The organism is Martinezella multihospitum, from assembly GCF_900094585.1.
GTDB lineage: Bacteria > Pseudomonadota > Alphaproteobacteria > Rhizobiales > Rhizobiaceae > Rhizobium > Rhizobium multihospitium.
Genome location: NZ_FMAG01000004.1, coordinates 266,278 through 282,568, shown reverse-complemented (window position 1 = coordinate 282,568; position 16,291 = coordinate 266,278). Strand labels below are relative to the sequence as shown.

At 61.4% G+C, this 16,291-nt stretch carries 17 protein-coding genes; 7 read left to right on the top strand and 10 right to left on the bottom strand.

What is annotated here, in order from left to right; all coding sequences use genetic code 11:
- Nucleotides 1-3: 3 nt before the first annotated feature.
- The 6 genes from mdcC to GA0061103_RS17465 are packed head-to-tail and all read left to right on the top strand — an operon-like array spanning nt 4 to nt 4,334.
- Nucleotides 4-315: a malonate decarboxylase acyl carrier protein gene (gene mdcC / locus GA0061103_RS17490; RefSeq protein WP_092713282.1), complete on the top strand. Its 312-nt coding sequence runs from the start codon at nt 4-6 to the stop codon at nt 313-315.
- Entirely contained in the window at nt 312-1,223 is a 912-nt protein-coding gene (locus GA0061103_RS17485; RefSeq protein WP_092713280.1) for a biotin-independent malonate decarboxylase subunit beta, read from the top strand. The genes mdcC and GA0061103_RS17485 overlap by 4 nt, the downstream gene beginning before the upstream one ends.
- The gene (locus GA0061103_RS17480; RefSeq protein ID WP_092713278.1) at nt 1,210-1,932 is read left to right on the top strand and encodes a biotin-independent malonate decarboxylase subunit gamma; all 723 of its coding nucleotides are present in this window, start codon (nt 1,210-1,212) and stop codon (nt 1,930-1,932) included. Before GA0061103_RS17485 ends, GA0061103_RS17480 begins: the two co-directional genes overlap by 14 nt.
- Nucleotides 1,925-2,566 (top strand): malonate decarboxylase holo-[acyl-carrier-protein] synthase, encoded by a 642-nt coding sequence (mdcG, locus tag GA0061103_RS17475; RefSeq protein ID WP_092713276.1) that lies wholly within the window; start codon nt 1,925-1,927, stop codon nt 2,564-2,566. The genes GA0061103_RS17480 and mdcG overlap by 8 nt, the downstream gene beginning before the upstream one ends.
- Nucleotides 2,563-3,417 (top strand): triphosphoribosyl-dephospho-CoA synthase MdcB, encoded by an 855-nt coding sequence (mdcB, locus tag GA0061103_RS17470; protein ID WP_092713274.1) that lies wholly within the window; start codon nt 2,563-2,565, stop codon nt 3,415-3,417. Before mdcG ends, mdcB begins: the two co-directional genes overlap by 4 nt.
- Nucleotides 3,414-4,334, top strand: a complete 921-nt coding sequence (locus tag GA0061103_RS17465) for an ACP S-malonyltransferase (protein ID WP_092713272.1) — start codon at nt 3,414-3,416, stop codon at nt 4,332-4,334. Before mdcB ends, GA0061103_RS17465 begins: the two co-directional genes overlap by 4 nt.
- 98 nt (nt 4,335-4,432) lie before the next feature.
- Here GA0061103_RS17465 and GA0061103_RS17460 read toward each other — a convergent pair whose 3' ends face one another.
- From GA0061103_RS17460 to melA, 9 genes are all read right to left on the bottom strand, one after another.
- Nucleotides 4,433-5,497, bottom strand: a complete 1,065-nt coding sequence (locus GA0061103_RS17460; RefSeq protein WP_092713270.1) for an ABC transporter ATP-binding protein — start codon at nt 5,495-5,497, stop codon at nt 4,433-4,435.
- 83 nt (nt 5,498-5,580) lie between these two features.
- Nucleotides 5,581-6,879, bottom strand: a complete 1,299-nt coding sequence (locus GA0061103_RS17455; protein ID WP_092713268.1) for a D-tagatose-bisphosphate aldolase, class II, non-catalytic subunit — start codon at nt 6,877-6,879, stop codon at nt 5,581-5,583.
- Nucleotides 6,876-7,829 (bottom strand): SIS domain-containing protein, encoded by a 954-nt coding sequence (locus GA0061103_RS17450; RefSeq protein WP_092713266.1) that lies wholly within the window; start codon nt 7,827-7,829, stop codon nt 6,876-6,878. The genes GA0061103_RS17455 and GA0061103_RS17450 overlap by 4 nt, the downstream gene beginning before the upstream one ends.
- Before the next feature lie 12 nt (nt 7,830-7,841).
- A complete protein-coding gene (locus GA0061103_RS17445) occupies nt 7,842-8,699 on the bottom strand; it encodes a carbohydrate ABC transporter permease (RefSeq protein ID WP_092713264.1) in 858 nt (285 codons plus the stop codon).
- Complete coding sequence (locus GA0061103_RS17440) at nt 8,699-9,616, bottom strand: carbohydrate ABC transporter permease (protein WP_092713262.1); 918 nt, start codon at nt 9,614-9,616, stop codon at nt 8,699-8,701. The genes GA0061103_RS17445 and GA0061103_RS17440 overlap by 1 nt, the downstream gene beginning before the upstream one ends.
- The gene (locus GA0061103_RS17435; RefSeq protein ID WP_092713260.1) at nt 9,613-10,869 is read right to left on the bottom strand and encodes an ABC transporter substrate-binding protein; all 1,257 of its coding nucleotides are present in this window, start codon (nt 10,867-10,869) and stop codon (nt 9,613-9,615) included. Before GA0061103_RS17435 ends, GA0061103_RS17440 begins: the two co-directional genes overlap by 4 nt.
- Nucleotides 10,862-11,860, bottom strand: a complete 999-nt coding sequence (locus GA0061103_RS17430; protein ID WP_092713258.1) for an N-acetylglucosamine kinase — start codon at nt 11,858-11,860, stop codon at nt 10,862-10,864. Before GA0061103_RS17430 ends, GA0061103_RS17435 begins: the two co-directional genes overlap by 8 nt.
- Entirely contained in the window at nt 11,857-12,651 is a 795-nt protein-coding gene (locus tag GA0061103_RS17425) for a DeoR/GlpR family DNA-binding transcription regulator (RefSeq protein ID WP_092714334.1), read from the bottom strand. The genes GA0061103_RS17430 and GA0061103_RS17425 overlap by 4 nt, the downstream gene beginning before the upstream one ends.
- Nucleotides 12,652-12,839: 188 nt before the next feature.
- Nucleotides 12,840-14,156 (bottom strand): alpha-glucosidase/alpha-galactosidase, encoded by a 1,317-nt coding sequence (gene melA / locus GA0061103_RS17420; RefSeq protein ID WP_092713257.1) that lies wholly within the window; start codon nt 14,154-14,156, stop codon nt 12,840-12,842.
- A 110-nt stretch (nt 14,157-14,266) separates the two neighbouring features.
- Between melA and GA0061103_RS17415 the strand changes: the two genes are divergently transcribed.
- Nucleotides 14,267-15,169 (top strand): helix-turn-helix domain-containing protein, encoded by a 903-nt coding sequence (locus tag GA0061103_RS17415; protein WP_092713255.1) that lies wholly within the window; start codon nt 14,267-14,269, stop codon nt 15,167-15,169.
- Here the strand turns inward: GA0061103_RS17415 and GA0061103_RS17410 are convergent.
- The gene (locus tag GA0061103_RS17410; RefSeq protein WP_092713253.1) at nt 15,158-16,234 is read right to left on the bottom strand and encodes a LacI family DNA-binding transcriptional regulator; all 1,077 of its coding nucleotides are present in this window, start codon (nt 16,232-16,234) and stop codon (nt 15,158-15,160) included. The genes GA0061103_RS17415 and GA0061103_RS17410 overlap by 12 nt on opposite strands.
- Between the last annotated feature and the right edge of the window lie 57 nt (nt 16,235-16,291).

Genomic DNA, 16,291 nt, shown 5'->3' with positions numbered 1-16,291 from the left:
GCCATGGAAAATCTGCTCTATGAACTGCAATCGACGCAGACCGGCGGGACCCGCGCCGTCGCTTTGGTGGGCGTCGTCGCGTCGGGCAACCTCGAAGTATTGCTTGAACGGCGGGAGGCACCCGACCGGTGCGTCATCGAGATCGCGACGCCGGCCCATGGTTTCGCCGATCTGTGGGCAGCGGTTACCGAAGATTTCGCTGCACGCTCCGCGGCCGGCGGTCTGCGCATCACGATCAATGACGGCGGCGCCCGGCCGGATATGGTGGCGCTGCGCCTGGCCCAGGGTGTGCGGCTGATGGAGAAGCCAGAATGACCGATCCTCACAAGCTGCACCGAAGCTGGTATGAAGAATCTGCCCGTGGCCGGTTGCTGCATCTGCTCGACGCCGACAGCTTCACCGAATTCCTAGGCCCGGAACGACGGGAGACGAGCCCTCACCTCTCACTCTTCGATTTACCCCGGCAGTTCGACGACGGCATCATCGTCGGAGCCGGTCGCATCGACGGCCGCCCCGTACTGGTGGCCGCTCAGGAAGGACGCTTCATGGGCGGTGCCATCGGCGAGGTGCATGGCGCCAAGCTGACAGGCCTGCTGCATGCCGCAGCTAAGATGCGGCGGGATATCGTCATTCTCTTCGATACGGGCGGCGTGCGCCTGCAGGAAGCCAATGCCGGTGAGCTGGCCATCTCCGAAATCATGCGCGCCGTGCTGGAGGCGCGATCCGAGGGTGCGCGCGTCATCGGTCTTCTTGGCGGCCGGGCGGGCTGCTATGGCGGAGGCAGCCTGATTGCCGGCTGCTGTTCGGCACTCGTCATCTCCGAGCAGGGTCGTTTATCCGTTTCCGGTCCGGAAGTCATCGAGACGAACAAAGGCGTGGAAGAGTTCGACTCTCGCGATCGGGCGCTGGTCTGGCGAACCATGGGCGGCAAGCATCGCTACCTGATCGGCGTGGTTGATGTCTTCGTCGAGGACGATATCGCCGCTTTCCGCGCCGGTGTGATTGCCGCGCTGCAACGGCCAGCCACTTTAGACCTGACGGTGCTGCAAGCAGAACAGGCGCGGCTCGAAGATCGATTGCGCCATTTTGGCGATGCCCATGATGCCACCGAGATATGGGCGCGGCTGCAGATTGAGGACCCCGGGCAAATACCGGAGCAGGACATGGGGACTTTCCTCACCACGGCCAATATCCATCGGGAGAGTGCCGATGCAGCTCGCTGATATCCTGTCCTCACTCTTTCCCGCCGGCTATGAGATAACGCAGGCGGACGGGCTTGTTACCGGCTGGGGTCGGTTGGACCAACAAACCCGGATCGATCTGATCGGCGTTGCCGACAAGACCTATCCCGGCGTCGATGAGGCGATAGCACTGGCCGGGCATATCCTGTCAGTCGCCCGGCGGCCGGACAGTTCACCCCTTTTGTTCCTGGTCGACTCCGGCAGCCAACGTATGAGCCGGCGTGATGAACTGCTGGGTCTCAGCGAGGCACTGGCGCACCTGGCGAAGGCCCTGTGGCAGGCGGAGCGTGCAGGACACCGCACGGTCGGCCTTCTCTATGGCGGCAGTGCTGCCGGCGCCTTCATTGCCACCGCACTGGCCTGCGGATCGCTGGCAGCCCTGCCCACCGCCTGGCCCGAAGTCATGGACCTGCCATCCATGGCCCGAGTAACCAAGCTGCCGCTCGCTACGCTGAAAGAAAAGGCCGAGACAACGCCCGTCTTCGCGCCCGGCCTCGATAATCTTCTCGCAACCGGCGCCATAGCGGAAGTCTGGGATCCGGCCGCCTCCTTGAACGCTCAGCTCTCCGCACTTCTTGCCGAGCCTGTTTCGCGTGATCTGCGCGCGCAATGGGGCGCAGATCGGGGCGGCCGACCGAAGGCTGCCATGATTGCGGCCGAAGTAGAACGACTGGCTTTGCTCCATGGTTGATGTCGCCGCCCTCCGCCGCCACGATCTTGCCTATGTGCGCTCCGAAGCATGGCCGGGCTTGCTGCAGGGACAAGTCCAGGGCGAAATGGAGCCCGATCTGCTGGCATGGGCGGAATTGGGACGACCCGCAATCTTCCGCCGCCGAATCTGCAGCGACCCAGCGGATATCGTACCCTTGGGGCTGCCCCTTCCTCCAGGCATGGGGCGCAAACGGCTAGCTCTCGCCTGCCCGCCCGCTGCCGTGATACGGACGACACCTCCTCCTCTGCTGAGGGACGTGCTGCCCGCTGCACCGGCACGATGGCGTCCGACCATTGGCACGCTTCTGGAGTCAGCACCCTCTTGTCGCTGCTTCGGAAGTTTGGCTTGGCAATACCTGACCGGCCTTTCCTATCTGACCGATACTTCCGATCTCGATCTTCTGGTCGAGTGCCGCTCGGGCGCGGATGCAAGGCAAGTGACGGCTTTACTGACCGATGTTGCCGAACACGCGCCAATGCGGATCGACGCGGAATTGATCACGCCATCCGGCACAGCCGTCCAGTGGCGGGAATGGTTGACGGAAAACCCGGAGCTCCTTGTTAAATCCCATACCGGATCGGCCCTAATTGCATGGGAGACGCTCTTCGCATGACGTTTCCATTGCTGGCCGAATTAAGCCCGATTACCGTCAAACATTGCGATCCCGCGCTGATCGGGCGGCATGCCGTACGTGCGCTGATCCTGGAGGTGGAGACCTGGCCCAAGCCAGGATTGGTCAGCCACATCGACAACGGCGCTCATGCCGATATGGATGCTGCTCTCCTGCGCCGCAGCGCTCGGACGCTGGAGCCATTCTTCATCGCGCTTGCCGAGGCAGGCGCCACGGACATGGGCATGGATCACCTGCGGCAAATCGGCATGGAAGCGGAAAAGACAATGCGGGATGCGACCGTGGGAGTGAATACCCATCGCGGCGCCATCTTCGGCCTCGGCCTGCTGGCGGCGGCGGCCGGCTTGGCGGCGACCTGCGACTGGCAGGCACCGCTCGGTGCCCTTGTCGCACAGCGTTGGGGACACGACATCCTCAACAGGACACCGGAGCACGACAGTCATGGCGGCATCGTGGCGCGACGCTACCAGGTCGGCGGCGCGCGGGCCGAGGCTGCCGCCGGCATGCCGTCCGTCTACGATATTGCCCGCCCTGCGCTTGCCGAGGGGCGTCGCCTGGCCATGGGTGACGAGGAAGCCGCGAGGGTCCATGCGTGCATGGCCCTGATCGCGGTGGTCGACGATAGCAATCTGCTTTATCGCGCCGGCCCCGAGGGGTTGAATTTCGCGCGTGACAAGGCCCGCGCTTTCCTGGCGGATGGCGGGGTCGGACGGGCGAACTGGCGCTGGGATGCCAAGGCTATTCACGAGGCGTTCGTGGCACGCAATCTCAGCCCGGGCGGTTGCGCCGATCTCCTTGCCATGGCGCTGTTTACCGAGGTGTTTGAATCGTGACCCTCGCGCTGCTGTGTTCGGGTCAAGGTCATCAGAATCGGGAAATGTTCCGGTTGCTGGCAGCGGAACCCGAAGCGCAGCCCATTTTCGAAGCCGCGACCGCCGTGCTCGGGACGCACCCAGCGGACTTCTGCCGGACCGCGCCCGAAGCCGCATTGCATGCAAACCGCGAAGGTCAGATTCTGTGCGTGACGCGTGCGCTTGCGATTACTTGCGCCCTTTTCCCGACCGGCGCGCCAGGCGAAGCGATGGTGGCTGGCTACAGCGTCGGTGAAATGGCGGCTTGGGGGGTGGCCGGCATCTGGTCGCCCATGGACACTTTGAGGCTGGTCGATCAGCGTGCGCGAGCAATGGATGCTGCAGGCGGGCCGGATGACGGACTCGGCTATGTGCGTGGTTTGCCAAAGGCGGCAGTACAGGAGCTTGCCGATCGCTTCGGCTGTGCGATCGCCATTGTGAACCCCGATCTCCTGTTCATCCTCGGCGGTGCCAGACAATCGATCGATGCGCTATGCACCGCCGCACTGGAAGAAGGTGCGGTACGTGCTGCGCCGATGTCAGTGCATGTCGCCTCCCATACACCACGGCTTACCGGTGCGGTGGCGCCGTTCGACAAAGCCCTTGCCTCGGCAGTCATGAGCCGCCCGACGCTGCGCCTCATGACTGCCATCGGTGCCACGCTTGTCGTCAATCCGGAACGCGCTCGCGGTGGGCTTGCGCGGCAACTGGCCGAGAGAATCGATTGGGCGGACGTGATCGAAGCCCTGGCCGAACGTGGCGTAACGACGATCCTCGAACTGGGGCCGGGTCGAGCTCTGGCGGAGATGGCAGCTCCTGCGCTACCCGGTATAAGAGTACGTGCAGTCGACGACTTTCATAGCCTCACAGGGATTCAAGCCTGGCTGGCTGCCAACTGAAACCAGGGCTTCCTCGCTACCGGTCGTGCCGCCTGCCCTCGGATGCTGAGCCGCAAATCGAATTTGAGGTCGGAGGCGGCAAGCAACGGTGAATGAGCTTACTCCAGCCTACGGCCAGTCGTTCCGTCGAAAAGATGCAGCCGCTCAAGATCAGGTATCAACGAAAGACGGCCTCCAGCCCGCGTGGCGACCCGCTCGCGCAGCGCTATGACGAGATCGTCGGACCCGATGCGGGAGACGATCAAGGTCTCTGCCCCGGTAGGCTCGACCACGACGACTTCGGCATCGATGCCGCCCTCGCCTATGGCAATGTTTTCGGGCCGTATGCCGTAGACAACCTCTGCGCCGCGCGTGACATCGAGCTCGGCAGGCAACGGAAGGCGCGCTCCGCCATCGGCGACGAATTCCAGCGGGCCGGCACTGCTGATCTTGCCGCGGATGAGATTCATCCCCGGCGAACCGATGAAGCCGGCAACGAAGAGGTTGGCGGGTCGGTCGTACAGTTCCAGAGGCGAGCCGATCTGCTCGACATAGCCGTCGCGCATGACGACGATCCGGTCCGCCATCGTCATGGCTTCGATCTGGTCATGGGTGACGTAGATCGTGGTCGTGCGTAAACGTTGGTGCAGCTGCTTGATTTCCGAGCGCATCTGCACGCGCAGTTTGGCGTCCAGATTGGACAACGGTTCGTCAAAGAGAAATACCTGCGGCTGACGCACGATCGCGCGGCCCATGGCGACACGCTGGCGCTGGCCGCCGGACAGATTGCGCGGATAGCGGTCGAGCAGGTTTTCGAGGCCGAGGATCTGCGCTGCATCACGCACGCGCTGCCGGATCTCTTCCTTCGGTGCCTTGGCCAGCCGAAGCGAAAAGCCCATATTCGCCTCTACGGTCATATGCGGATAGAGCGCGTAGGATTGGAAGACCATGGCGATGTCGCGGCTCTTGGGTTCGACATCGTTGACCACCCGGCCGCCGATCGCGACGTCACCGCCGCTGATCTCCTCCAGTCCGGCGATCATGCGAAGCAGTGTGGACTTGCCGCAGCCCGAAGGGCCGACGAGAATAACGAATTCGCCATCCGCGATATCGATATCCACCCCATGCAGAACTTCGAAGTGACCGTAGCTCTTGCGAACACTCGTCACGCTTACCGATGCCATTATAATCTCCAATTAGAAAAGCGAGTGTCTGATCGCCAGCGCCCTTGCCGACCACCAGGGCCAGGTAGCGTGCCAAGGCGACCCTATGCGATCGTGGCTGCAGAATAAGGTTCCAGAGCCGCATCGATCGCCGCAATGCAGAGATCGCGCGCCCGAGGCAGAACCTTCTTTGCGACCACTACCGGATAGATCCGGCCGAGATACTGGCTGATGAGCGTTTCCGGAATATCGCCCTCGAAGCGGGCAAGCAGGGTCTCGACTGCCGCAGCGGCCTTCTCATCCGGCCAATAATAACGGATGCGGTCGCTATAGCTGAAGTGCCGCTGCAAGCGCTGTTCCTCGGCCGAGCCGCCATAATGGGAATTCCAGTGACCCGGATTTTCGAGCATGACAGCCTCCATCGTCGCATAGATCGCATCGGGCAGAGCCCTTCCGGCGAGAACCGACGCGATGGCATCAAGGCCATAGAGCGCCTCGCGCAGGGCAAAGGTCAGGCCTGGCCCGACCTTGAGGATCGCGAAACCGCCCTCCACGAGGGCGGCGAGCGCGTCCCCAGGCTGATAGTCCGTGGAATGCGCTTCGAAGAGCAGGCCAGGCATTTGGTCGAGAGCGCCAACCAAACCATCCGCACGATCCGGTCTGTAAAGGACGACATTGGCATTGCCGAACTCGACGCCCGGCTGAACGACGATGGCGATTACCCGCTCCAGAGCGCTTTCGACACCGGCCTTGGCGAAGGCGGCACGATGCACTGCCAGCGTGTTCAGCGCCGCCTCGGGTCGCGTGACCTCAAGCTCGTCGAGGGCATGCGTGGCGCCGCCCGGCGGCGGAACCTCGGTTCCGATAATATAGACGGGTGGCTGGCGGCCGGAGCGAAGAGCGGCCTCTTCCGCCACGCGAGCGAGCCGCGCGGCACGCTCCGCCGTCAACTCGTCGGCCAAGGCCACGGGCTCGCCCGCGCAGCCCATCGATGTATCGAGATGGATCTTTTCGAAACCCGCCTCGATATAGGCCGCAATCATTGCCTCGGCCTTCGCCATTGCTTCCTCTGCGGGCAGCTTCCGCCATGGGTTCGGGCCGAGATGATCGCCTCCGAGGATGATGCGATCGACGGGGAAGCCAACTGCGGCGGCTATGTCTTCGACGAAACGCCGGAAATCGCGTGGCGTCATACCGGTATAGCCGCCCTCCTGATTGACCTGATTGCAGGTCGCTTCGATAAGCGCGACCGCGTCGTCGGAGGCTGCTCGCTTCAGTGCCGCCTCAATAACGAGCGGATGCGCGGAGCAGACCGATGTGATCCCGCGCGGCAGTGCCTTGGCGCGACCGCCGAGAAGCTTCTTCAGCGCAATGCTACGATTGTGTTCGACGAAGGCGTTCATCCGAGCATCACAACCTTGGTCAGATGACGGGGCGATACCGTATCGACACCCTTCGACTGCGCTGCGCGTTCGCCGAGGATCTGCAGGGCCGGCAGCACGCAGAGGCCCGCGAGTGCCGGATCGCAATCGACGGTCAGTTCCAGATCGCCGGGGCCGCCAAAGCCGATGACGGTCGCCCCCTTTTGCCGCAGCTCCTCGACCAGCAGCGCTTCCGCCGCCTTCTGGTCAGCGCTGTAGAGCATGACGACCGCCGTGTTGCCATCGACGAGGCTGATCGGTCCATGGCGGTATTCCAGGGGATGGAAGCCCTGAGTGATGATCTGGCTCATTTCCATCAGCTTCAAGGCACCTTCCAGGGCAATGCCGTAGAGCGAGCCGCTGCCGAGGAAAACGAAATGCGACCGATCTTCGATGATCTTCGGGAGAGCCGCATCGAGCTGATCAGCCAGACGGCGTGCGGATTGGGCGATCGATGGCGGAATCTCTACGCCGACCATCTGCATGCCCAGAAGCAGCATCAGGCTCGCCGAGACCGTCATGACGATGCCCTCATCGCCATGGGTCGCCGCTTCGATCAGCCGGTCGCAGTTCTTGGCAAGCGAGCTTTCGGGCTCGACCGTGATGGCGGTGACGAAAACACCGGCTTTGCGGCTGGCCTTGGCGGCGGCAACCGTTTCCGTCGTTTCGCCGCTGCGCGAAAGGGCCACCAGATGGACCTTCTGCCAGCGTGGCCAGAGGCCGGCCGGCCGGTTCAGCCATTCCGCACCCGGCGCGGCAATCGCCGGATAGCCGGCAAGATTGGCATGAGCCGCAAGCGACAAAGCGAGATTGTAGGATGTGCCGCAGCCGAGAAAAACCGTCAGTTCGGCATCATGCGGGGCGGAGACCGGTCCAATCGCCTTTTCCCAATAGGGGAATTGCTCAAAGATCACCTTTTCCGTCGTATTCATGCTAGCTCCGATTTACTTGACCGATCCGGCCAGCAGACCGCTGACGAGGTATCGATTGAGAAAGATGACGACCAGGGCGGGAATGATGATGGCAATCGATCCGCTTGCCGTGATCAGCCCGTAGTCGATGAAGTTCTTGGTGACGAATTCCGGGATCAGCACCGTCAGGGGCTTCGTCGCCTGCGGCGAGAAGATGAGCGGAACGAGATACTGCCCCCATGCGCCAAGAAAGGTCAGGATGGCTGCCGCCGTCAGCCCGGGACCGGCGAGCGGCAGTACAATGTTGAAGAAGATGTAGAGCCTGCCGGCGCCATCGAGCTGTGCCGCCTCTTCAAGTGCGATCGGCAACGCCTCGAAGACGCTGCGCAACAGCCAGAGTGACAGGGGCAGGTAGGCAGACACATAGATCAGCGCCACGCCCACATAGGTGTCGACCAGATGCAGGCTGATCATGATCCGATAAAGCGGAATGAGTACCGCATAGCCGGGGATTGCGAGCGTCGCGACGACAGCTGCAAACAGGAAGCCTCGCCCCGGAAACTGGATGCGCGTGAAGGCATAGGCTCCGAGTGCCGATATCGCGACGCAAAGGAGCGTTGCAGCCACCGAAGTCACGATACTATTGATGAGTGCGGCGCGGAACTGCGACCAGACCTGAACACCACCGATCCGTGCAATATCGATGCCGAAGAGGCGCGAGAAATGATCCAGCGTGAAATGCTGCGGAAAGAAATGGATGGGTCGCGCCGAAAAATCCTCAGTCGGTGTGATCGAGCTGGCAAGCGTCCAGTAGATTGGCCCAAGAGACCAGATAAGGAGAACCGCAATGCCGGCCCAGATCAGCAAACGATGGGAAAGGCTCTGTTTCATCAGTCAAACCGGGTGTTGCGATAGACGCGCAGGACATAGACGAGTGAGACCAGCAGCGAGACCAGCGTGATCACGAGCGATAGCGCCATGCCATAGGAGAAGCGCAGGTTCTGGAAGGTCTCGAGATAGATCTGGACGAGAACGGGTCGCGTCTCAAGGCTGGAGCCTGCCAGCACCCAAGCCTCGTCGAAGAGGTTAAAGGCGTTGACGGTCGCGTTGGTCATGGCAACCGCAATGGCGCTGCGCACCAGCGGAAGCGTGACCAAGGCGAACATCTGTGTGCGCGTTGCGCCATCGATGCGCGCCGCCTCATAAAGATGGGCGGGAATGCTCTGCATGGCGGCAAGCACGATCACGACGGTCAGGGGCATCATGCGCCAAACGTGGACCACAGTGACCGCGATGATGGCGCTGGTGCGATCGTTGAACCAGACGTGGTTTTCGAATGGCAGCCCCACGGCCGACAGAATACCGTTCAGCAATCCCGCCCCGGGTTGATAGATCCAAAGCCAGATCACCGCATTGACGACGCCCGGAAGTGCCCAGGGCAGCACGACTGCTGCAAGCAGCCATTGCCGGCCGACCTTGACCTGATTGATGAGAGCGGCAGCCAGCACGCCGAACACCGTTTCAGCAACGACCGCAAGCACGACATAGAGAAATGTGTTGATCCAGGTCGTGCCAAGCGCCGCGTCGGAGAGCATGCGGGTGTAGTTCTCCAGCCCGACGAAAGGCGTTCCCGCCTGCATCGGATTGACCCTGTGCAGACTATCCCACATCGTTCTTCCGATCGGGTAGAAGACAAGGGCCGCCATCGTGATCAGGATCGGCGAGACAAGCAGTATGCCCAGCATGGTGTCGGCCTTCACGCCGGCACCACGCCTGCTCCTGCCACCGGCAGAGATTGCAATGGTCATTGCGCCATAGCCTGCTTTGCAGCTTCGGCGATGTTCTGCATAGCCTGATCGACGCTGACCTGGCCCTTCGCGGCGCTATTGATGGCCGTATTTACCGCGCTGGAGAATTCCGGATACCAGGGGGGCGTGCCCTGCGGGAACAGCGGCTCGACCGTCTTCGATTGCGCGACCAGCGTATCGCCACTCAGCAGCTGTCCGGCAGCATTGAGCTCTGACAGCGCCGATGTGCGGGTCGGCAATGCGCCATTGGCCGCATTCTTCTTCTGGAAGTCCTTGCTGGTGAACCATTTGACGAAGGCGATGGCTGCTTCCCTGTTCTGCGAAACGCGGGGAATGGCGAGCGCTTCGGGAAGGCCGAAACTGCGGGTTTCGCCGCTTGCGGTCGGCACCAGGATCGCCTCTACCTGGCCCGCCACCTTCGATTGCTTCGGGTCGTTCATCTGGCCGATCCTGCCCGGCTCACCCGAGATCATGATGCTAGTCACACCTTGAGCAAACATGCTCTCATTGATCTGGCTGTCCTTGAGGCCGGTGGAGGCGGGATCGACGAGACCTTCCTTCAGCAGCATCAATTCAAAGGCCAGCGCCTTGTAGCCGGCGGAATCCTTCGAGACGAAAAGCGGCTTGAAATCCTTGTCGAACAGCTCGCCGCCGAAGGCTTTCGTCAGCAGATACCAGCTCGTCGACGCGCCTTCGGTCGGCGAAAGCGGCAGGCCGATCGGATAGGTCGCGATCTTCTTTTCCTTGATTTGCTTGGCGGCGGCGACAAGCTCGTCGAGTGTCTTCGGCATTGTGGTGATGCCCGCATCGGCAAAATGCTTCTTGTTGATCAGCATGACGCGGAAGTCGTTGGTATAGGGCACGCCCAGCAAATTGCCATTGACCGTGAAGATCTTGGAGACGCCGATATCCTTGACCGTATCGGCGTCGATCACGTTGTTGAGCGGCAGATACCAGTCTGCGGCGCTGAACTGGCCGGTCCAAGACCAGTCGAACTCGGTGACATCGGCCGGAGCCGTCCCTGCAATCAGCGAGGTGACGAGTTTGGGGCGGATATCGTCCCAGGACAGGGTTTGCATGTTGACGTGGATACCGGTCTCGGCTTCGAAATCGCCGGGAATGTTCGGCGCCTGCGGCGAAGGCATCAACACCGTGATCGATTGGCCAGCAAGCGGTTTCGCATCCTGAGCGAGAGCCGGAACGGCGGCAACGAGCGCCGCCAGAGCGACGAATGGCAAAGTAAATTTATGCATGTTCCCTTCTTTCCTTGTTATTGAGGTCTGCTTCACCTGAATGCACCGCTGTGGTCTTTGCCGTCGCGGCGATTTGCGTGATCCAACCGTCATCCACCGGCCAGTCGAGAAGACGAGCGGCCGCCAGAAGGGCGCCGCCAATGGGAGGAAGCTTCGGGCTCACGGCCGGGCGGCCGATGCGCCGCTCGAGTGCGGCAAGCAGGGCGCGGCTTGCAAATGTTCCGCCGGCATGGGTCCAGTCGGCGCCCGGATCGCAATGCGGCGCTATGGCTTCGGCATGCTTTGCCAGTTCGGATGCCGCCTGTTCGATCAGTTGTTTCGCTACTCCGTCACCAGCGCGAGCAACGCGATCGACGAGAACCGAGAGGGAAGCGATCTCGGCGCGAGGGTTTTCGAGTTCGCTCACCCATCCTCCCAGCGCATTGACCGGGTCGATGCTGTCGAGACTCAGGAATTCGAACATGGCCTTCGCCAACACGGTCGGACGTGCCCGCCCGTCGAGGCTCTGACTGACGAAGCTGAGAGCTGCCCGCCCGATCCAATAGCTGCTGCCCTCGTCGCCGATGACATCACCCCAGCCGCCGACGCGCGCAGACGCGCCAGCGCTGTTGCGTGCCCAGGCCATCGAACCGGTGCCGGATAAGATCAAAATACCCGGCTGACCGGCAAAGGCGCCGAGATGAGCCGCATCGACATCGTTGAGAATATACCGCTTCGCTTTGGGGAAGCTGCTTTCGATCGCCTCGCGCTGCTGTTCCGACAGGTGGGCGACCTCACCATAGGCCGGCAGCGCGGCAGCAACGGCCGCCGGCTGCTCCCGCTCCAGGAAAGGGCGCAGGGCAAGATCCAGTTCGCGCCGCCAGTTCGGATTGTCCATCGGATTGACGCCGCCGCTGCGCGACATGAGCAGCACGTTGCCGGCTCTGTCGGCAAGTGCCGCCAGCACCTTGCTGCCGCCGCCATCGATGCCGAGGATCAGATCGTCGCTCATTCCGGTGCCCCGAGATCCGCAATCGTCGTCTCGACGCCGAGATTGACAAGTTCGCTGCGCCAATGCGCGGAAAGACCCGCATCGGTAATCATCTTCGCAGCGCTCAGGGGAGTGACCTTATAGGTCGCCATCGTGCCGAACTTCGAGGAATCAGCAAGCACGAAGCGGTGCGCCGAGCGGCTGAGCATGCATTTGTTGAGGCTCGCTTCGGCGCTGTCGACGCTATAGATCGCGCCGTCCGGGCTGATGGCGCTTGCGCCGAGGAAGAGCTGGTCGAACCAGATGCTCTCGAGCATCGCTTCGGCCTGCGGCCCGACGAGCGAAGCATTTTCGCTGCGAAGCTGCCCGCCGAGCAAGACGACTTCCAGATTGGGGATGTTGAGGAATTCCTGTGCCACCGTCAGGCCATTGGTGAAGATGCGCAGCGGCATCGGGTTCAGGCGGATAAGACGCGCGAGCTGCAAGACGGTGGTTCCGGCGTCGAGAAAGATTGCCGTGCGCGGGCTCAGCAAATCGTGGGCAGCTGTTGCAATTGCACGTTTGGCCGACAGATGCCGCTTGGCCCGCTCCTGAAAGGCAAGCTCCACCGAGGAGCCCTCGGCGATGCGAGCGCCGCCATGCACGCGGTCGATAGCGCCTTCTCGTTCAAGGACCTGCAAGTCCCTGCGCACCGTTGCCAGGGAAGCGCCGATGGCGTCCGCGAGCGCCTGAATGGTCGAAAATCCGTTCGCGTATAGATGGCTGCGAATAGCATCGAGACGATCGACTTTCACTCCCCCGGCCTGGCTCAACGAAGGTCCCTCTTTCACAATCATTTCTATTTCGCTCAGACTTCCACCCAATAAGATCAATGTCAATCATAATTCTGATCTTTTTTGATCTATTTCATGATCGCCATCGAACCAAAAACGCAAAAGCGCGGCCTCCTCTCTCGAAGAGACCGCGCTCGTGAATTACCGTCGGTCAAGACATGGCGGGGCTAATGGTAGGCGGGCAAAAGACTGCCGTGTTGCTCGATCAGATCGTCAACAAGAGCCCATATTTGATCGGGTGACAGCTCCGCCGAGGTGTGTGGATCAAGCAGCGCTGCCTGATAGATGCGATCCCGTTTCTTCGTCAGCGCCGCCTCGACCGTCAGCTCCTGCACGGAAACGCTTAAGCGCATGACGGCTGCGAGCTGCGAAGGTATCCGCCCGATGCGGATCGGCTGAATGCCGTTGTGATCGACATGGCATGGAACTTCGACGATGCATTCGTTCGGCAGATTCTGGATCAGGCCGTTATTCGGGACATTTCCATAGATCAGCGCGGGCTGGCCGGTGACTGCCGCATGAATGATGCCGGCCGCATATTCATTGCTCCGGCGAACATCGATCGGCTTGCCCCCTTCAAGATCGCGGCGCAACTCGTGCCACTCGGCGATCTGGACCTCGCAACGGCGGATATATTCGTCCAGGGGAATATTGAGCCGCTCGATCAGGTCGTTCCGGCCTTCCTTGATGTACCAGGACGTATACTCGGAAAAATGCTCGCTCGATTCCGTGACGAAGTGGCCAAGCCTTTTCAGAACGTCGAAACGCACTCGATCGTCAGCGGGAATGCGTCCTTCTTCAGCCAGAGCGCGCAGACGCGGATAGAAGTCCTCGCGGCTGCCATCGGCGCGCAGTTTTTCATATTTGAGAAAGAAGGCGACATGGTTGATGCCGGCCGAGAGATAGTTGATATCGGCGACGTCTTCGCCGAGACAATCGGCAAGATGGGCGGCCGTGTGCTGCACGCTGTGACAAAGCCCCACGGTGCGGATGCTCGGAGCAATCTCCTTGATCGCCCAGCAATTGATCGCCATCGGGTTGACGTATTGCATCAGCAATGCGTTCGGGCAGACCTCCTCCATGTCGCGGCAGATCGCTTCGAGAACGGGAATGGTGCGAAGCCCGCGGAAAATGCCGCCGATCCCGAGCGTGTCGGCGATGGTCTGCCGGAGGCCATGCCGCTTCGGGATCTCGAAATCCGTCACGGTCGCCGGCTTGTAGCCACCGACCTGCATCATCAGGATGACGAAATCGGAGCCATTTAGCGCCTCCCGGCGATCAAGCGTCGCCTCCACGCGCACCTTGTCGAGATGCAGCGCCTCGCAGAGCCGACGGGCAACGATTTCGGATGTTTTCAGGCGTTCCGGATCGATGTCGAAGAGGCTGATGGCATAGTCGCCACCGCTCTGACTGGAAAGGACGTCGCCCAGAATATTCTGGGCAAAGACGGTGCTGCCGGCACCGATCAGGCAGATCTTTGGCATGAAGGGATCTCCGCATGGAATGGCTTTGAACCTCAATGCCTCTTTCAATTCGGAATTTCCTCCTGCTATCAATGAAATTATTCCCGGATTCGCGCCACCAGGCAGGCCCCATGTCCAAACCCAGCAATTCCGTCGAGCGCGAGGCGCTCATCACATCCGCCGGCGGCTTTCTGATCGAGCAGCACATCGCCGACGCCATGAGCGCTGCGCATTGGCACGACCATGTCGAGCTGAACCTCCTCATGGAAGGGCAGATGACCTATATTTTCAACGGAAGGCAGGAGCAGGTGGAAGCGGGACGACTGGTGCTGTTCTGGGCCGCCATTCCGCACAGGACGATTGCAGTCACTCCCAATGCTCCGCTCATCTGCATCTATCTTCCGCTCGTCGATTTCCTGAGCTTGCCGATCGATCGCAACGTGCGGCAGTCGATCATGCAGGGACGGTTTTCGGCCGATACCCGCCCCTACCCCGCCGACGCTGTGCTCCTGCCGCAATGGATGGCCGACTGGGAGCATGGCGACACGGCTCGGCGTCGGCTGATCCTCGACGAAGTCAAGCTCAGAATACGGCGTTTCGTCCTCGATGCTCCTGACGACAATCATGACTTCGCCCGACGGCGCTCGACACCTGCCGTCAGCATTGCGGTGCAGCGCACCGAAACATTGACCGACCTTATCCATACCCGCTATTGCGAACCGGTAAGCCTGCCGATGCTGGCGGAGCTCGCCGGCATCCATCCCAGCACGGCCAACAAGATCTTCCGCAGCGTATTGGGCATCCCGGTCAACGAATATCTGACGCGTTATCGCCTGGCCCGGGCGATGCAGCAGCTCGCCGAAACGAACAGCCCGATCCTACAGATCGCCTATGATTGCGGCTTCGGCTCCAGCAGCCGGTTCTACGACATCTTCAAACGGCGGACGGGAACGACGCCGAGACTGTTCCGTTCGTCGCTCGGACGGGATGGAGGCACCGATGAGAGCGATGCAATGCCGTCCCTAAACATTTGACGGCGCCGGGCCAAAGCTTTCGCGCCGAATGAGCTTGCTTTCGATGACGTGACGCTGAGCCGTCACCTTATCCGGCGCATCGATCCGCTCCATCAGCAAGTTTACGGCCATCTGGCCCATTTCCTCTACCGGCTGTTCGATGGTCGATAATGGCGGCAGCGAATATTCGCAGACCGGAGCGCCGTCGAAGGATACAATGGAAAGATCTGTCGGAATTTTCCAGCCCATGCGTTGAACGCAGCTCATGAAGGAAATCGCCATATCATCGCTCGTGGCAATGACGGCCGTCGGCTTTAAGATGAGATCGGCAAATTCCGTAGCGGCAGCGACGCCGATCTGGAAACCGTGCTGATAGTCGAGGCTACCGCCGGACCTGACGATCGCGGTCTCCGGCAGACCCGCGGCGGCAAGCGCTTCAACGGCACCCAGATAGCGTTCATTGTCGTGATAATTGCCCTGCGGACCGGCAAGATAAAGGAAACGCCGGTGGCCAAGGGCAAGCAATTCGGCCGTGGCCTCGCGAACGGCCTGTCGATCATTGGTCACGACGCTCGGCAGGGCCGCGTGGCTCATATCGAACAAAAGGGAGACGATCGGCAGGGCCGAATCCTTGAGTGAGCGGCCACCATCGACAGGGAGATCCGAGGAAAGAATGATGGCACCGCGCACCGTGCCGCCAAAAGCCAAATCGAGGATGTGACGCTCGGAAGCCTCGTCGCGATCGAGGTTGGCAATCATCAGATGATAGCCGTTCTGGCTCAACGACCGGTTTATCCCCTGCAAGACCAGGGGAATGACCTGCGAAACACCGTAATAGAGCGAGCCCGGCAAAATGATCATGACGACATTGGACTTGCCGACACGGAGCCCTCTCGCCATGGCATTGGGCGTATAGCCGAGCTGCTTGGCAGCGGCATCGATCTTGACGCGGGTCTTCTCGTTCACACGACCGGGATTGGCGAGCGCCCGGCTCACCGTGGAGATTGCGACGCCTGCCAGCCGCGCGACATCCGCCATCAGAGGGCCGGAATGCTCTTCTGCCGGCAGATCCTTGTTATTCTTCACTTTTTGGCGTCCTTCCCAATGCCTGTTGCGCGGGATGCTACGGCAATCCCAGCCGTT